This is a genomic window from Sinomicrobium halophytocola, assembly GCF_052983395.1.
The window spans coordinates 46,847-65,801 of sequence record NZ_JBRKIT010000042.1; the positions used below are offsets into that span (position 1 = coordinate 46,847).

Annotated in this window: 9 protein-coding genes; 5 read left to right on the forward strand and 4 right to left on the reverse strand. The window is 46.5% G+C overall.

Annotation, left to right across the window (positions count from 1 at the left end; genetic code table 11):
* The first annotated feature begins 172 nt into the window (after positions 1 to 172).
* The 3 genes from ACVBDY_RS18625 to ACVBDY_RS18635 are packed head-to-tail and all read left to right on the forward strand — an operon-like array spanning position 173 to position 2,892.
* Complete coding sequence (locus ACVBDY_RS18625) at positions 173 to 1,081, forward strand: oxidoreductase (RefSeq protein WP_447176972.1); 909 nt, start codon at positions 173 to 175, stop codon at positions 1,079 to 1,081.
* A 14-nt stretch (positions 1,082 to 1,095) separates the two neighbouring features.
* Positions 1,096 to 2,058, forward strand: coding sequence for an SDR family oxidoreductase (locus ACVBDY_RS18630; RefSeq protein ID WP_447176973.1), 963 nt, complete (start codon positions 1,096 to 1,098; stop codon positions 2,056 to 2,058).
* Positions 2,059 to 2,091: 33 nt separating this feature from the next.
* Positions 2,092 to 2,892, forward strand: coding sequence for an AraC family transcriptional regulator (locus ACVBDY_RS18635; RefSeq protein WP_447176974.1), 801 nt, complete (start codon positions 2,092 to 2,094; stop codon positions 2,890 to 2,892).
* A 585-nt stretch (positions 2,893 to 3,477) separates the two neighbouring features.
* Here ACVBDY_RS18635 and rhaM read toward each other — a convergent pair.
* From rhaM to ACVBDY_RS18655, 4 genes are all read right to left on the reverse strand, one after another.
* Positions 3,478 to 3,792: an L-rhamnose mutarotase gene (rhaM, locus tag ACVBDY_RS18640; RefSeq protein ID WP_447176975.1), complete on the reverse strand. Its 315-nt coding sequence runs from the start codon at positions 3,790 to 3,792 to the stop codon at positions 3,478 to 3,480.
* Between the two features lie 10 nt (positions 3,793 to 3,802).
* On the reverse strand, positions 3,803 to 6,223 hold the full coding sequence (locus tag ACVBDY_RS18645; protein WP_447176976.1) for a glycoside hydrolase family 31 protein: 2,421 nt from the start codon (positions 6,221 to 6,223) through the stop codon (positions 3,803 to 3,805).
* A 144-nt stretch (positions 6,224 to 6,367) separates the two neighbouring features.
* A complete protein-coding gene (locus tag ACVBDY_RS18650; RefSeq protein ID WP_447176977.1) occupies positions 6,368 to 7,897 on the reverse strand; it encodes a RagB/SusD family nutrient uptake outer membrane protein in 1,530 nt (509 codons plus the stop codon).
* A 14-nt stretch (positions 7,898 to 7,911) separates the two neighbouring features.
* Positions 7,912 to 11,061, reverse strand: coding sequence for a SusC/RagA family TonB-linked outer membrane protein (locus ACVBDY_RS18655; protein WP_447176978.1), 3,150 nt, complete (start codon positions 11,059 to 11,061; stop codon positions 7,912 to 7,914).
* A 319-nt stretch (positions 11,062 to 11,380) separates the two neighbouring features.
* Here ACVBDY_RS18655 and ACVBDY_RS18660 point away from each other — a divergent pair, with 319 nt between their 5' ends.
* Together ACVBDY_RS18660 and ACVBDY_RS18665 are read left to right on the forward strand one after the other, a co-directional pair.
* Complete coding sequence (locus ACVBDY_RS18660) at positions 11,381 to 14,113, forward strand: glycosyl hydrolase (protein ID WP_447176979.1); 2,733 nt, start codon at positions 11,381 to 11,383, stop codon at positions 14,111 to 14,113.
* A gap of 127 nt (positions 14,114 to 14,240) precedes the next feature.
* Positions 14,241 to 18,947: a cellulose binding domain-containing protein gene (locus ACVBDY_RS18665; protein WP_447176980.1), complete on the forward strand. Its 4,707-nt coding sequence runs from the start codon at positions 14,241 to 14,243 to the stop codon at positions 18,945 to 18,947.
* The last annotated feature ends 8 nt before the right edge of the window (positions 18,948 to 18,955 follow it).

An 18,955-nucleotide genomic window follows, 5' to 3' on the forward strand; every position in this document is an offset into this window, starting at 1 on the left:
CCAAATTTAGAAAAGTTTCCACAATAAATGTCTGTTTTAGCTGTAAAGGGATTGCTGTGCTTCTTATTTACCTTCCTGAACCTGATAACAAAGTAAATATGGACTTTTTTACAAAGTAGACCGGTTGCTTTTCCCCGAAATTTGCCCTGTAGTTCATTTAAAAATATCAGCGATGTGGACAAAAGATAATATTCCCGATCAGAAAGGAAAAACAGTAATAGTTACCGGAGCAAATACCGGGATAGGCTTTGAAACGGCCCTGGCATTGTATGAAAAAGGGGCCGATGTAACCCTGGCATGCCGGAATCTTTCGAGGGCGGAGGAGGCCCGGGAGAAGATACAGGCATTCGGGGGATACGGAACGGTAAAAACGGGATTACTTAACCTTGCCAATCTCGTTGAAGTGAAGAAATTTGCCGACAGTTTTAAGACCGGTCACGGAAAACTGGATATTCTCGTGAATAATGCCGGTGTTATGATACCGCCACCATCCAAGACCGATGATGGTTTTGAGTTACAGTTCGGCGTGAATTTTATAGGACATTTTGCCCTTACCGGGTTCCTGTTTCCCCTATTGAAACAAACACCCGGAGCCCGGGTGGTTACGCTGAGTAGCGGAGCAGCAACCAGATCGGAAGGGATTGATTTTGAAAATCTTAAACTGGAAAAACCCTATAGCGCCTGGCGGGAGTACGATACCAGTAAACTGGCAGATGTACTGTTTGCATACGAACTGGACAGACGGCTCAAAGCTTTAGAGCGTACAATGATCTCCGCAGCTTCTCATCCGGGTGTTACCCGTACCGATTTACAAAGGCACATACCTTCCGAAGAACTGGATACACTTTTACTGCAGTTCGAGAATGTAATGGAGCCCGGGCAGGGAGCATTACCCACATTATTCGCTACTACGGACCCGTCGGTAAAAGGAGGCGAATTTTACGGGCCTGACGGAGAAAACGAATACAGCGGCTATCCTGCACTTTCCCGGTATAGTACCCCGGCAATGCAGGACAAAGCCCTCGCAGGAAAACTCTGGGAATATGCCCAAAAGGCTATCGGAGTTCAATACCCAAATTAAAATTGATATAAAAAATGGATAACAGGAACAAAACAGTATTGGTTACCGGAGGTACCGGATTTGTAGGAATGCATACCATTCTCAGACTGCTACAGGACGGGTATGAGGTAAAAACCACCTTAAGAACACCGGACAAAAAAAATGTGCTCATAAATGCCCTGGAGAAAGGCGGGGCAGTTTCTGCGGAACGACTGTCGTTTACAAAAGCCGATCTGGAGCACGATGAAGGTTGGGACGAAGCCGTGGAAGGATGCGATTATGTATTGCATGTGGCATCACCGTTTCCGGTATCGGACCCGGAAGATGAGAACGAGCTGATCATCCCGGCACGGGACGGGGCTTTGCGCGTACTTCGTGCAGCTCGGAATGCAGGGGTAAACCGGGTAGTGCTGACCTCTTCTTTTGCTGCCATCGGCTATAGCACAAATATTGAAAATCACGTTTTTACCGAGGAAGACTGGACGGATCCGGATATTCCCCTGGCACCTTATATCAAATCGAAGGCCATAGCCGAAAGGGCCGCTTGGGATTTTATGGAAAAAGAAGGAGGTAATATGGAACTTACGGTCATTAACCCCGTTGCGATTTTCGGGCCTGTCCTCGGAGGTATTTCATCGGCTTCCCTGGATGTCGTGATAAGGGGAATTCTTGATGGAGCTACCAAAGAAAGCCCGTCTTTTACGATGGGAGTTGTGGATGTGCGCGATGTGGCGGATATTCACATCAGGGCAATGCTTCATCCAGGGGCGGCAGGGCAACGCTTTCTTGCAACATCGGAAGGTGTTATGAGCTTTTATGATGTGGCGGAACTGATCCGTAAAGAACGTCCCGGACGATCTTCGGAGATGGCAGCTATGAAACCTACGGATAAAGCCTTTTACATCCGCCTGTCCAATGCAAAAGCAAAGGATATTCTCAACTGGGACCCCAGGAGTAAAGAAGAGGCTATAATGGCCAGTGTGGACAGCATAGTGTAAAAAAATCAGTATATTTGATAGTACGTACATACTATGAAATTCAACAATATACAATCCTGCCACCTGGGACCGGAAATTTCTCCGGAACAGTTTATTCCCGAACATTTTTTTCTTTATCTGCTCAAAGGGTCAATGATAGCATATGACGGCCATAAACATTATGAGATGAAAGAAGGGGACTATTGCATTGCCCGGAAAAATCACCTCGTGAGATACACAAAGAAAAAAGTAGACGGAATGTTTGAAAAAGTGATCATTGCCATGGATGAACCTTTTCTGAAAAATTTTCAGGAAAGGCATTCCGTGGAGGCACAAATGACATCCAATACGGATTCCTTTCTGTTTTTGAAAAATACCGGGTTAATAGAGAGTTTTATACGATCACTGGAACCTTACTATACCGGGGGACAGGAAATCGAGGAAACTTTTGCCGATGTAAAAAGAGAAGAGTTATTACTCGTTCTCCTTAAAATCAGGCCTGATCTTGCCGGTATATTTTTCCAGTTCGGGATGCCGCAGAAAATAGATCTGCTGCAATTCATGAACCGCAATTTCAGGTTTAATATCAGCCTGGAACGTTTTGCCTATCTTACCGGGAGGAGCCTATCTTCCTTTAAGAGAGATTTTCAGAAAACTTTTGGTGAAGCTCCTGGAAAATGGATACGAAAGAAGCGATTGGAAGAGGCCTATTTTCTTCTCAGGGACCAACGTAAAAGATCTACCGATATTTATCTCGATCTGGGCTTTGAAGATTTGTCGCATTTCTCTTATGCTTTTAAAAAACATTTTGGTCATGCTCCTACAGCATTGCATGAGAAGAAAAATGCATCTTAATCAATAAAAGGCAGGTAACGGAAAGCAGGGTGTTTTCCGCAAACAAAAAGCATAAAAAAAGGTGGAGTTTCACTCCACCTTTTTGCCCCAAATCTTACCATGAACTTAACCTACTTATGCTATGGTGAATCAAATGTAAAGCAAACATTTCTCCGGGTATAATTATTTCGACAAAAAGCGAATTAAAACGTTTAAATGCTATTGAAGGGTAGTGTTGCTGGACATATTGTAGTATATCCCCTTTCATAGCGATAGGGTATTTCTTAACCTAAATCCCTGCTACCGGTAAGATCCCGGAAATTTTCCCGAACAAAATACCCATAAAATAATGGCGCAGGGTTGAGCCGTAAACATTCCAGGGCAAACGGATCATATAAGGGAAGACAGATGAGGGGGATGAAACAGCGGGAGACAAAGTGACAAGGAGACGAGGGGCGTTGGTGATTTATAGTGATTTGTTGTTATTGATGAAGATTGCCCTTCGGCTGTTATTAGTACAACCTGCAACCTTGAACTATTTATAATTTTATGATGCGTTTGCCCTGGTAAACATTCTCTTTGCTATCATACTGGACGACGTCTTCCCTATGGCATTACGAACATCAGTTTCAGGTCTTTGGTAACCGGAGCGTTATCTTCATGGGTTTTCATAATATCTGCCATGAATTTCCACCATTTCCGCATTACAGGATGATCGGGAAGGGAATCCACGGTATGGTTATCCGCAATTTTCATCAATGCAAATAAAATATCATTCTCTTCATCGAGAAAAATGTGGTATTCCCGTATACCGGAATCCGTAAGCAGAGACTGCAATTCCGGCCATATTTCATCGTGTCTTTTCCTGTATTCGTGTTGTTGACCTTTTTTCAGGTACATTTTAAACGCTATGGTTTTCACGGGTTGCCTGTTATTTAATGATGATCCGGATATCCTTTTTACTCTTTGTCTCGGGTGAAATGGTAAGCGTTTTTTCCTTTTCACTATACTCTACGGCAGCCTTTTTTCCGTTTATTGCAACAGAGGCCGGTTTTTTGTCCGTAGGCACTTTTATTCGATAAGATCGGTCAGCAACTTTGTATTTGCCTTCCGGTGTTTTGATGTCTATAGCAAATCCTTCCGGGTTTTTTTCGGCGGAAATACGTGTAATGGCATAGTTCCCTTTTTGATAGTCCGTACTTATGCCGTCATCGTCATACAGATCGAATGAGGATTTTTCACCCGGATAGATATCCAGCGTTATCGTATCTATGGTTTCCTCACCGACATAATTTACCGGTTTTTGAGAAGGAATAATGGCTCCTTCCCTAACAAATACAGGCATCTGGTCCAGCGGGCATACTACGTTCAGGTATTGTTTCCCATTGTGAGTTTCTCCTGTCCAATAGTTGGTCCAGTTGCCTTCGGGAAGGTAAACAACACGGGTCCGGGCACCTTTGGTCGTCACAGGGCATATCATCAGGTCCCGGCCCAACAGGTACTGGTCCGTGATATTATACACATTAGTATCGTCCTGGTAATGAAGGACCAATGCACGCATAAGCGGAGTGCCCCTGGTGTACATTTCATAAGAATAGCTGTACAGGTAGGGGAGCAGGCTATAGCGGAGCTTCGTGTATTTGCGGAAGATTTCCAGCGCCTCTTCACCATAACTCCAGGGTTCTTTATAGGTAGGATGATCCATGCCAAACAGGTGAGCTACCGGGCTGAGCAGGCCGAACTGGGTCCATCGGATATAGAGTTCCGGGTCTGCCTCATGTTCGAAACCTCCCGAGCAGTGTGCCCAGTATCCCACACCGGAAAGCCCGATGTTAAGGCCGGCTTTTATAACGGGTTCAAAGTATTGCCATTCGCTTGGCCAGTCACCTGCGAAGATAAAAGGATAGCGTTGTATTCCCGCATAACCTTCGCGGGTATGGTCCATACCCCGCATGTTGTTCTGTTCTGCAAATTTTTTGTAAGGGGCTTTTGCATAAGCAACAGGAAATATATTGTGAAGCATTTTAACGCTTTCTCCCTGCGGCCCTGTTTTATTGCTTTCGTTAGCTTTACGGCCAAAAGCGCTTCCTTCGTCGGTTTTAAAAAACATGGCGCCGATACCGGCAACCCGCATGGCTCCGTTCTCCCACCACCAGTCTACTGATTTCTTGTCGAAGAAATTTACAAACTCTCCGGGCTTACCGTTTTCCGGATAGGTAAAACCTTTTTTACGGGCCTGGTCCAGAAGGTCAAGCTCGTTCCCGTTATCGAACCGTGGCCTGACGTGCAGCCCTACCATATGCAGGTTTTGGGCATACAGGCTGTCAAACATGGCTTCGGGATTTTTAAAGGTTTCACGCCATTCGAAAGTGGTAGCGCCGCTACCGCCGTTTTTTCCGAAAATTCTCCAGGTAGAGTCCAGGTGGAGTACATCAATGGGAATTCCCATATCGCGGAATTTTTTTACCAGTTCTACCGGATATTGGTCGGATGTCTGTTCTTCATGCCCCCAGGTCCCGCCGCTGTAGGTGCCTACCTGTAATCCCAGTCCGAAATAAGGCAGTAAAGGAGATTTCCCCGTAATGGAAGTATAGCTGTCCAGTATGGAAGGAAAGTCCGGTCCGTACATAAAATAATAATCCAGTTCCCCGCCTTCTGCCTGAAAACTGTACATCTCATCAGACCCGGACCCCATATCCCATGTTGTCGGCCAGGCATTGTGGAAGAAAATTCCGTATCCCCTGGTACTCATAAAAAAGGGCACCGGCGAATAATTGGCCTCAAGTACGTTGTATGCACCTATAATATGGGGTCTCCCAAGCCCACGGCCTACGTTAAGCCTTACTTTTTTACCTCTCCGGTCCAGGAAGTCCATGCGTTCGCCAAAACCGAAAAAACTTTCTCCGGGAAATAGCTTTTTGGCAGAACCCACGGATTTTCCTTCGGCAAAACCTCCGCCGGAAGGTATGTTTTCAGAAGACAGTATATTCCCTTCTTTATCATAGATGTCGAGTTGAAAAGGATTTTTTTGTATATGTATGCTAAGAAGAGGTGTCTTTATCACATATTCATCATTTTGTTCCCGGGTTTCTGTTATTGTCCCGGGCCATTCATATCTCGAAACCATCCAGGGTTCGTTTTCTTCGAACTCTCCCTCCCAGCTGGTGCGAATTCTTATAATGCCTTCTGTGCAAAATTCCAGTTGTACGTCGGCATTAGCTCCGGAGAAAAATATTTTATTGTCTTCCTGCCTTACGGAGCGCACCTTCCCTATGCCGGTCTGAGCGGAACAAAAGGTTTGTATTACAGTACAAAAGAGAAAACAAAAAGAAAATGTTATTGCTTTGTTCATTGTAGTTGTTGTGTATTTTCTGGGGTTATAACTTAAATAATTTCGGTTTTCGAATAAAAGGCGGCCGCGAAGAGCATATATTGCTTATGACAAAGGTCCATATCCCGTGCTTTCTCTTTGCGACCGCTCTTAACAAAGGTAATTTTAATACCCTGGATTTTGTTCGTACAGTCCCGGAACAGACAATAATTCCTGTAACGGAATGGGATATAACAACGAATTTTCATCTATGGCATTGATGTTATCGGAATTATCTACCCGGGCCTTCCAGTCGTTCATTATATCCACGGCATTACCCGAGCGGAAGAGATCGAACCAGCGGGAGCCTTCGGAAAAGAACTCTTTTCTTCGCTCCTCGAAAAGCTCCTGAAGAGACACACCGGAGGCATCTCTGTCAAGACCGGCTCTTTCCCTTACGTCATTTACAATATTGTCTACATCCGCCTGGGAGCCACCACCACCGTGCAGGGTACATTCGGCCATAAGGAACAATACATCCGTGTACCGCAATACTATAAAGTCTACGCCCCAGTCGGTACGACCATCGCCATAGCGGGAGTCATCGGCATATTTGATGAACAGGGGCTCGTTGTAAAAGCCGGCATATCGTCCGGAATCTACGGTGAATGTATCGATGATACCGAATTGTGCTCTTTCGTCTTCCGGGGCGAATTTTTGCCGGAATTCCGGGGAAACGGGCCTGCGCTCCAGGGCGCCCTGGTCTGACAAACCGAGGAAGGCAAAATATTCGTCGCTGGAAACTTCTATGGGAAAGTTTCCTCCCACGCCGTCTCCGGTATTGCTTCCGTAGGGAATAACCAGTACGTTTTCCTTGTTTACACTTCCTTCTACTTTAAAAATACTGTCGTAGGAGGATCCGAAGGCATAGAGTCCGCTGTCTTTGATATCGCTTAGTTGTTGGTAAGCCTGGGTCCATTCGTCGAGGCCCATTCCGGGACCTTCTATACCGTAATCCGGGCTGGAACGCGTCATATATGCCAGTGCCAGAATCCCCTTGGCACCGAAACGTGTCACCCTGCCATAGTCAGAACCGTCATAGGAAGGAGGTAGGTTTTCCACTGCAAATTCCAGGTCGGAAAGTATAAGATCATAGATGTCACTTACCGGTGATCTCTCTACCTGGGCAACTTCCTGGGGGGTCAGCGTCCGGTCCAACAGGGGTACTTTACCGAACCAGCGAATGAGGTCAAAATAACAGAAGGCCCGTAGAAACCGGGCTTCCGCACGCATGGTGTTCCTTTCCGCTTCGTCTGTTATCACCGTGCCGTTTTCATCCAGTTTTTCCAGTAATTGGTTAGCCTTGTAAATAGCGTTGTAATTGGTGGTGTAGGCTTCCTGAACATAAGAATTGGAAGTTATGGAGGTAAAAAAATTGTTGATACCTTCCCAGGTACGGGAAGCTATGGTCGTGGCATAAAGGTTGTCCGATCGTGTTTCACTTAGATTTAGTATCCTGTTGGCATAACCATAAGCATTCGATCCGTGGAAGGTCATCGAATAGGTGGCGTTTCGCGCCTGCAGAAAATCATTTTCGGTAGCGTAGAAGTTCTCCGTGGTCCCCGAAGACAGAGGTACCTGGTCCAGGTCCTTTTCACAGGAGGTGAAAAGGGCGAGAACAAAGAACAGGATGGCAATAAATATATATCGTTTCATGTTGTCAGGATTTTTTAATTAAAAGTTACGTTAAGGCCCAGGATAAGTGATTTGGCCAGCGGCGCTCCACCGTAATCAGCCGGAACAGGATACCTGGAATCACTGCTTGCCGGGGCATTGGTAGCTTCCGGATTATAACCACCGTCGTATTTATCCCAGTAGAACCAGTTTTCTGCGGTTACGTAGACACGGGCATTGTCTATTTTTTCACTTTTCAAGGCGTTGGTAAGATTGTATCCGAGTGTGATGTTACGTATACTCAGGTAGTCCGATTTGTAGAGCCAGTCCGTATTGGTTACATATCCGAAGTTGGTTTTCCAGTTACCCCGCTTTGCCGGGTCTACATCCAGGTTATTTTCCCCGGAGGACATTCCCGTACGATTGATAGCTCTTCCGAGCAGCCCGTAAACGTATCCGCCGTTTTGCCCTTGTAACAGGACATTCAGGTCAAAATTCTTATACCGGAAGTTGTTGGTGATCCCCCAGATATACTTCGGGAAAGGGTTGCCTGCATCCACACGATCTTTTTCATCTATTACGCCGTCATCGTTCTGGTCCACGTATTTGGGATCTCCGGCCACGGGCGTACCCCCGCCGTACACGGCTGCCCCTTCGGTCACATCCTGTTCGCTCAGCACCCCGTCCTGAACGATGGTATGAATAGTATACATGGGTTTACCTACCTCAAGGATGATAAAGGGAATGGGACTGTAGCCGGATGAGATCTCTATACGATCCTGATCGGGACCGAGGGCCAGTACTTCGTTGGCATTATGGCTTATATTGAAAGAGGTATTCCAGCTGAAATCCCCCGTCAGGTTGTAACTGGTTATTTCCGCTTCCCATCCTTTGTTCAGCACTTTCCCTACATTTTCCAGGTAACTGGTGAATCCGGATGCTGCCGGAGCCGGAACCTGTAATAAGAGGTCGCTGTTCTCTTTGCGATAAACATCAAATGAACCGGAAATCCTGTTGTTCAATACACTATAATCCAGTCCGAAGTTGCTGCTTCTTGACTCTTCCCAGTGAAGTGACGGGTTGGGAATGGACGCTACCCCCTGTCCCAGTGCCGTGTTTTGTCCGAGGAGATAATTGTAGGCACCCAGGGTAGAATACCAGGCATAGTTACCAATATTATTACTGCCGTTTATACCATAACTGGCACGTAATTTCAGTTCACTGAGCCAGGAGAGATTCTGCATAAATTCTTCCTGTGAGATCCTCCATCCTCCGGATACGGAAGGGAATACACCCCAGCGGGAATCCGGTCCGAATTTTGAAGAACCATCCCAGCGAATACTGGCAGAAAGCATGTATTTTTCTTTAAAATCATATTGTGCCCTTCCGAAATAGGAGATAAGAACATTCCTTGAAGAACTGGTACTTCCCGTAGATCCCGAAGGAAGTGTTTCTATGGTAGAATTGTTATACCGGTTTCCGGAAGAAAGCCCCGAAGATGTGATCTGATACCTGTTATAAGAGTGCCCCAGTATTACGGAAAGGTTGTGGTCGTTCTTAAAAGTATTGGTATAGGTCAGCGTATTTTCATTCACAATATTCTGTCTCCGGTAGGTCCCGTAACCCCCGCGGATACTTTCCAGAACGTCGTTGGGCAGATAGGTTTCCGAAGTATTGTCCGCGTTGTCAAAATTAACGGAACTTCTTATGGTGAGCCCATCCATAATATCATAACTCACATATGAAGAGATGAGGTTACGGAACATGGCGTATTTTCCTTTCCGGGACAATCTCGGAAGAGGGTCGGTATTACTGCTTCCCCAATCGTAGCGGATGGTGTATTTTTCCCCGCTGTCGTTGGTTGTGCTTTCCTGTATCGGGGCAGTGGATATGGCTTTGTGGAGCGTATTGTCTTTACCTTCTACCCCGGGATCATTTCGTACGGAATACGTCGGGGCCAGGTTGATGCCCATTTTAAGCCTGTCCGAAAATTTGATATCTATATTAGCCCTTGCACTGAAGGCTTCGTAGTCCGTCCCTATAATATATCCTTCGTTCTTTTGATAGTTTCCGGAAATGTAATAATTAATGGCTTCCGTAGCACCGGATGCAGAGAGCTGGAAGTTATTGAAAATCCCGGTCCGGAAGATGCGGTCCTGCCAGTCGATGTAGTCCAGACCCGGATGACCTTCCATATCCCACCTGGGGTCATACATGTAGGAAACGTTAAACTGGTCGGCAGCCAACACCTCGGATTCGCGGTCATTATCTATGAGGAACTGATTATAAATACTTCTGCGCCGGTCTACGGACTGATCTGCAGAGGCTCCCGGAACCCCGGAGTTTATCCATTGATTATCAATCATAACCTTGGACCTTTCGATCCATTCGTCCGGACTTAGCATGTCTACCCTTTTGGATTCCTTGGAAATCCCGGTGTATGCGTTAAAAGTAAATTTGGCTTTCCCTGTTTTTCCCTTTTTGGTGGTTATCAGGACCACCCCGTTGGATGCTCGTGATCCGTATATTGCCGCTGCCGCCGCATCTTTAAGGATCTCGATAGATTCTATATCGTTGGGATTGATATTGTCCAGCGGGCTTCCGTTGGAAAAGCTCCCGTTCTGATTCACACCTTCCGTATGAAGGGGAAACCCGTCTATAACATATAAGGGTTCATTTCCTGCAGAAATAGAGCCCGTGCCTCTTATATTTATGCTGAAAGGCCTTCCCGGAAGACCGGTGGTCTGTTTTACCCGTACCCCGGCGATCTGTCCTATAAGGCCCTGGTCAACCCGCGAGATGGGGCGTTCCACAAAATTGTCGGTTTTCAGGGTGGCGATAGACCCGGTGGTAGCCACCTTTTTCTGGGTTCCATAACCGATAACCACAACTTCTTCCAGTTCCGAATTACTTTCCCGGAGGGAGACGTTTATAGAGGAAGATGCGCCTACGCTTCTCTCTACCGGTTCCATTCCTACATAAGAAAAAGTTAGCACGTCGCCCTCAGCGGCCTCTATTTCGTAGTTTCCGTCAAAATCGGTGACCGTACCGGTCCTCGTTCCTTTTATAATAACATTCACTCCAGGTAAAGGATTGTCCTGGGCATCGGTAACCGTACCTGTTACAAATGTCTGTTGGGCAAAGCCTAAGGTGCAGGTAAAAATGCACAAAAGAAAGCCCCATAAAGTTTTGCATTGGTTTTTCATCTGGTTTGGTGTTTTATTGATTGAAATGGCTTGGTAAAACCATATTTCCCTCTTATTGCTCCCGGGAGAAAGAGAGAGGAATTAAGTCAAATGTATTTAGAACTATGTGTGTGAGCATCCTGTACTGTGCTGTTTTACTGGTGCTTAAATGTGTGTTTTTTCACAGGATAGTACAGGATGCCACTTTTTCCATTTCGTCCTAATTTTAACTTCATTATCCGAAAAAGCGGAAGGTTTTTATTTTTGCTTTTTTGGTGAAAAGAATCTAACAACAGGTCTTTTATTTCTGACCAACCGGAATCAAATTGTTCAAACGGCCATGATAAAACATTACTTCCTGATCTTCCTTTTATGTATATGCCATATGTCCCGGGCCCAGGAGGAACCCCGCGAGAACGAAGAATGGCCGGCAGGAAAAACGTATGCAAAACCATGGACACGATGGTGGTGGATGGGAAGCGCCGTAGATAAAAAAAATATTACCGGAAATCTTTCGGCTTTACATAAAGCAGGGATCGGAGGCGTGGAGATCACACCTATTTACGGGGTTAAAGGAGAAGAAGAAAACTTCATCAGCCATTTGTCTCCCCGGTGGACGGAGATGTTGCAGCATACCATTCAAGTGGCGGACAGCCTGGGAATGAAAGTGGATATGGTTATGGGCACCGGGTGGCCCTATGGCGGACCCCAGGTAGAGCCGGAATATGCCGCAGGTAAACTGACATCCCGCAAGTATGAAGTAAAAGCCGGGAAAACCTTTGATAGTGAAATAGAACCCGAAAACCCCGAACATCATCCTTATGCCAGGCTGCAATACGTATTTGCCTATGATGAGCATGGAGATTTCCTGGACCTTACCGGACATCTAAACGGAAACCATCTGCGTTGGAAAGCAAATAATAATAACCATATGCTATATGCCGTTTTTGATGACAATACGGGACAAAAGGTAAAACGGGCTGCTCCGGGAGGAGAAGGGTTTACCCTGGATCATTACTCCAAAGAAGCATTCGAAGATTATGCCAGGCCTTATGATACGGTCCTTAAAGGCATAAAAAGCAAACTGCGGGCCGTATTTAACGATAGCTATGAAGTGTATGGTACAGATTATACCCCCCGTTTTTTCGAGGAGTTCGAAAAACGACGTGGTTATGATCTGGCGCCTTATTTTCCTTTTTTACTCGATACCATGCCGGGAGAAACAGCTAACCGGGTGAAAAGTGACTACCGGGAAACCATATCCGATCTTCTGCTTGCAAACTTTGTCGATAACTGGACGGAATGGGCGCATACCAAAGGATTTAAAAGTAAGCTCCAGGCACATGGTTCCCCGGGTAACCTGATAGACCTCTATGCCGCCGCCGATATTCCCGAATGCGAAACTTTTGGCTCCATGCCTTTTGATATACCGGGTTTTCGGAGGGAAACATCCGACATACGCGAAGGAGATGCCGACAGGATAATGCTGAAGTTTGCTTCGTCCGCAGCCCATATTGCCGGGAAACCCCTCGTTTCATCCGAAACATTTACCTGGCTTCGCGAGCATTTCAAGACAGCGTTGTCCCAATCTAAACCGGAAGTGGAAGAACTTTTTCTCTCCGGGATCAACCATGTGTTTCTGCACGGCACTACCTACGCCCCGGACAGAGCAGCATGGCCGGGGTGGAAGTTTTACGCGTCCGTAAACTTTCACCCGAACAATACCATATGGGAAGATGCCCCGGGCCTTTTCTCATACGTAGCTCGTTGCCAGGCCATCCTACAGGGAGGAGAACCCGGCCGGGACGTATTGCTTTACTGGCCGGTATACGATACCTGGGGAAAAAACCTGGGGGGATCACGTTTCTTTCAGTTTAAGATCCATGCTCTCGGTGAATGGTTGCACGGCACTTCTTTTTATGAAACAGCGAACAAACTCATGGATAGCGGATATGCTGTAGATTTTATCTCCGATCGGTTTATTGCACAGACAGAAGCGGCAGCAGGGCATTTGCAACTACCGGGAGGCAACTATAAGGCTATTATAATCCCTGATTGTGAAAAAATGCCGCTCACGACATTAAAAAAGCTTTTACAACTTAAAAAACAGGGGGTTAAGGTCGTTTTTCTGGGAACCCCCGAATCGGTTCCGGGATTGTATAATTACAGTCAACAAAATACGGAATTGCAACAGCTTCTGTCCGAAAACCGCATCGGTGAAGAAACAGGAAATCATGTGATTTCTTCACTAAAGGGCATAGGGATCAATCCGGAAAAATTGTCTGATTTCGGCCTTAAGTTTATCAGAAGAGAATATAAGGGCGGGAAATTTTATTTTCTTGCCAATCACAGTAGCAAAGAAGTAAATGAAATGATCCCCTTAGGGGTAAAGGCAAAACAGGTTCGGATCATGGACCCGCTTTCCGGCAGGTCCGGGGTGGCAGAGATATCCGGACAGGGAGATTATACCGGGGTGAGAGTACGGATAAAACCCGGAGAAAGCCTTTTCCTGCATACTTCGGAAACAGATGAGGGTGGAGAACCCTGGATGTATTACAAAGAGGGAAAGGGATATGCGCTGAAGGGGAATTGGAAGCTCTCTTTTCTGAACGGAGGCCCTGGACTTCCGGGAGACATATCTGCGGGCGATCCCGGGTCGTGGACAACATACGGGCCCGAATATGAGGCCTTTTCCGGTACGGCAAAATATGTACTGGAATTTGACAGCCCCGGGGAGAAGGCAGAAAACTGGAAACTGGACCTTGGCGATGTCAGGGAAAGCGCCCGGGTGTGGCTCAACGGGAAGTACATAGGTTGCGCGTGGTCTGTTCCGTTTATTCTCGAAACAGGAGAATTGAAGAAAAAGAAAAACATCCTGGAAATAGAAGTCACGAATCTCGCAGCCAATCGTATCCGCGATATGGAATTGAAAGAGAAGGAATGGAAGATCTTTTATGATGCCAATATTGTAAACCGGAACTATAAAAAGTTCGATGCTTCCCGCTGGGAGCCCATGCCTTCCGGACTGTTGGGGCCGGTATCTCTCGTACCCCTCTTTGCCGTACAGAAGTAGAATATTAATTTGCTAAACCGTATATATTACACCCGGTTGAAAATACCGGTGTTCCATATAATAATTTCCCGGCATAAAAACAATGCCGGTAAAAATTGCAGAATCAAATCAACCAAACCATGACCCAATGATTACTCTTGAAAACTTTTGTATTGCCGTAACAAGGATCGGCAGATGGCCTGTATGGATTTTATTCTTTTTTCTTTCCGGAAATGTTTTTTCGCAGATACCGGCTTTTCCCGGAGCGGAAGGTTTCGGAAGATATGCCTCCGGAGGAAGGCATGGAGAAGTGTATATTGTCACGAACCTGAACGACTCCGGCCCCGGGTCATTCCGGGATGCGGTGAGCCAGCCAAACCGTATTGTGGTTTTTGAAGTGGGTGGTATTATCCGCTTGAAAAGCAGGGTTGTCGTGTCCGGTAATATTACCATAGCCGGCCAAACGGCGCCGGGTGACGGCATCGTGATTTACGGTGACGGATTTTCCTATACACAGGCAAGCAATTCCATTATCCGTTACCTGCGCATGCGGATGGGAAAAGTAGGAACGAGCGGGGCTGATGCGGTGGGAATAACAGATGATGCCAAACACCTTATTTTCGACCATATATCCGCCTCATGGGGAAGGGACGAAACTTTTTCCGTTACCCGTTATGCCGATAGTATTACTATCCAGAACAGTATTATAGCCCAGGGCCTGGAAACCCATTCCGCAGGGGGTTTGATAGAACCTTCCGGTAAAATAAGCCTTTACAGGAACCTTTACATCGATAACAATACCCGCAACCCTAAAGTAAAAGGACTGAACCAGTTTGTAAACAATATCGTTTATAACTGGGGACGCGGCGGAGGGTATATTATGGGCGGTTCCGCCGGGGAATCCTTTGTAAATATCATCAACAATTATATGATTAAAGGGCCCAGTACGACCATAGAACCTTTTACACGGGGAACGCCCACCTTTATTCCCTATGTGGAAGGTAATTATTACGACGATAATCTCAACGGTACGCTGGATGGTGATGAAGTACCGCTTTCGGCATACGAAGGGATTACCGTTTTTCGGGAAACTCCTTATGATTATCCCATGCCGGAACAATTATTATCGGCAGCGGAGACATTTAGTCACGTCATGGACAATGCCGGCGCAAATTACCCGCGACGCGACCCTGTAGATGAATTTCTTGCCGAAGAACTGACCTCGCTCGGAATTTCCGGGGCGCTGATCGCAGATGAAATGAATTTGCCTACCGAAGGTCCCGGAGAGATTTTCGGAGCGCCCCCACTCCCGGATACCGATCGCGATGGTATTCCGGATGATTGGGAAACAGCCAACGGCCTTGACCCGGCCAATCCCTCGGATGCCATGCAGATACAAGCATCCGGGTATGCCAATATAGAAGTCTACATCAACAACCTGATCGATACGCCGGCCCCTGATTTTCTGCGCCCGCCTTCCCGGTTAGAGACAGACTCGGTTTCCACCTCAACCATAAACCTGAAATGGAAAAATAATGATAACAGGACTACGGGGATCGTAATAGAACGCTCCGCAGACAGCACAAACTTCGAGGTGCTGGATACACTGGCAGGTGACATGATCACTTTTACGGATGAGGACCTCGAACCCGATACGGAATACTTTTATCGCCTTAAGGGGTACAATGATAATTTTTCCTCCGTTCACACTGCTCATTTACCGGTTGAAACCCTTCCGGTACCCTCTGCTCCGGATATTCCCGCTTCCCCGTCACCGGAAGACGGGTCCGGGTACATAGAAACTTCGGGCTTACAAATGCGTTGGGCGGGCAGTGAGAATACCGAAGAATATACACTGTATTTTTCCGCCGACCCGGACAGTCTTGCCGAGGTTGCGACAACAACAGATGCTTTTTATGAAGCGGATACCCTGGAGGCTGGTACAACCTATTACTGGAGGGTGGATGCCGTGAACGAACTTGGCACTACTATCGGTGAAGTATGGTCTTTTAACACGATTTCTCATTTTCCCGAAGGGCCTGTCGGTACCTGGCTGATGGATGAACAGGACGGCCCGGCAATTATAGATAGTTCAGACTACGGAAATCAAGGGGAGATCAGGAATACGGACAATTATATACGCGTGGAAGGTAAAGTGAACAAAGCAGTAAACCTTGTCTCAGGGGAAACCACTTCGCATATCCGCATACCTCACGAAGATCACCTCTATCCCGCGCGGCAGTCCTTCAGTATATCGCTTTGGATGAAAGCTACGGCACCGACCGAATCGGCCTATCTGGTCCATAAAGGAACTTTTGCGAAAGACGAAACTACAGGAGCCACCGGAAAATGGTATGGTATAGAAATAAAGGAGGGAGATATACGCTTTGCCGTTGATGACGATATTACCAAAACCCAGGTATCTGCAGATGCAGCGCCTTTTTTTACGGGCGAATGGGTACACCTCGTAGTAGTGAGAGATACGGATGGGCAAAAGCTGAAACTTTACAGGGATGGAGAACTCTTAAATGAAGTAACAGATAATACCCTGGAAACCATCGGGCAGACAGATCCGGTTATCATAGGAAACAGCAGTGACCTGAATACTCCCTTCCGGGGCGATCTCGATGAATTCAGGATGTTTAATTACGGGTTGAGCCAGCAGGAAATACTGGAACTGTACCAAACGGAACCCACCCCGCTGCAAACACGTGCTCCTCACCCTTCCGATGCGGCTGTGCTCGAAGGGTTCGGAGAAAATACGGAAGCTAACTGGACAGGAGGAATTAATACCTCATCTTATAAAATCTATATCGGCACCGATGCGGAGAATATGTCCCTGGCAGGAGAAACGGATGTAGAGAGTCCCGGTTTCTCATTTAAGGACCTCCAAAGAGATACCGATTATTTCTGGCGTGTGGATGCTGTGGGGCCTGAAGGTGTCACCACCGGAAAGACCTGGACGTTCCGGACAACCGCCCCGAAAGGCCTTGTCGGGTATTGGAAGATGGACGAAACCGAAGGTATACAGGTAGCCGATTATTCGTTTTATGGGCACACGGGCATGATCGCCGGATTTCCCGGAGTGGTCCGGGAAAATGGCATGTCAGGCAATGCCTTCCGGTTTGAACAGCCTTCCGATACGGCAGCTATTCATGTACCACATGCCGATCATCTTATTTTTGACGAAACCTCATTCACCATCTCTCTTTGGGTTAAAATTCCCGAAGATACTTATGCTTACGGAACAGACTGCTACCTCATACATAAAGGAACTTTTGAGCCCGGAACCGGAAAATGGCACGGGATACAATTACGCGACGGCCGGTTAACCTTTGCGATAGATGACGGAAGAACAAAGACCGATGTATCCGCTTCCGTTAGCAATTCCTCATCTTCCCCGTTATTTACCGGCGAATGGAAAAATATAGTAGCTGTAAGAGACAGGGGAGCAGATCAGATACGCTTGTATATGGATGGTATAAAAATAGCCGAAAAGACAGACGCCACCGCTTCCATAGGGAAAACAGACCCTTTGAAACTGGGGAATTCCGAAGAGAATAAACCTTTCCGGGATCTTATGGATGAGGTAAAACTATACAATTATGCCCTTACGGAAGAAGAAATAGTACAGCTTGCGGATGGTCACCCGGTAAAGGTGCTTTATCAGGATGGTGAAAGAGGCAAACCCGGAAATAATACAATCGGTCCGTTCCTGCGCATTGTCAATAATGACGATATAGATATTCCGTACGGAGAATTGTCTGCTCGTTATTGGTTTACTGCTGAAGATTTTTCGGAAATAAATGCCTATATAGATTACGCCGCATCCGGGACAAATAATATTTCTGCAGCTTATCATCCCCTGGAAATACCGCATGAAGGGGCTTACGGCTATATAGAATACGATTTTAAAGGCGCGGAGAAACTTAAAGCCGGGGAAGAAACCGGGGTTATAGAATCGAGGATAGCCAAGGAAAACTGGACGGATTTCGACGAATCTGATGACTATTCCTATCAATCCGGAGAAGCCTATGGAGAAAATAAACAGATAACGCTTTACCGCAACGGGCAATTGATATGGGGCGTAGAACCGACTCGGCAGGCCCCGGTTACGGCATTAAAAGTAAATTACCGGAACCTGAATGTAAATACGGGAACCAATACCATACGCACTTATGTAGATATCCGAAATGATGGCAACGTACCGTTGGAATATAATGATCTGGAGGTGCGATACTGGTTTACTACCGAAGGAAATCCGGGCCTGAATTACTGGATAGACTATGCGGAGATTGACAATGGTGGGATACAAGGCGCTTTCGTTAAATCAGCTACCGCTTTTGCTGGTGCCGACATCTTTTTTAAACTGACTTTTAATCCGTCGGCCGGACAGTTATATCCGCTCAGTGGTTCCGGAGATATACAATACCGTATAGCCAAAACCGACTGGAGTGCTTTTGACGAAACCGACGATCATTCTTTTCTGCCGGCAGGGCCCTATTCGGAAAATATGCATATCACCATTTACCATAAAGGAGAACTGGTTTACGGAACAGAACCCCGTGATACGGCAATCTTACGCGGTTTATCCGTAACGGAAGAAGATGGTCCGCAGAAAGATGTAGGGGTCTATACATATCCCAATCCCACCCGGGATCATGTAAATGTACAGGTAGACGATCTCCGTAACGGGAGCATGACATTATTTGACGCGACCGGGCAACGACTTCTGAACCGGGAGATAAAACAAGATATATCGAAGATGGATATCAGACATTTTCCCGTAGGAGTTTATATTCTTCAGGTGAAAAACGACGGGAAAACAACAACACATAAAATTATACGGAAATAAATATCGGA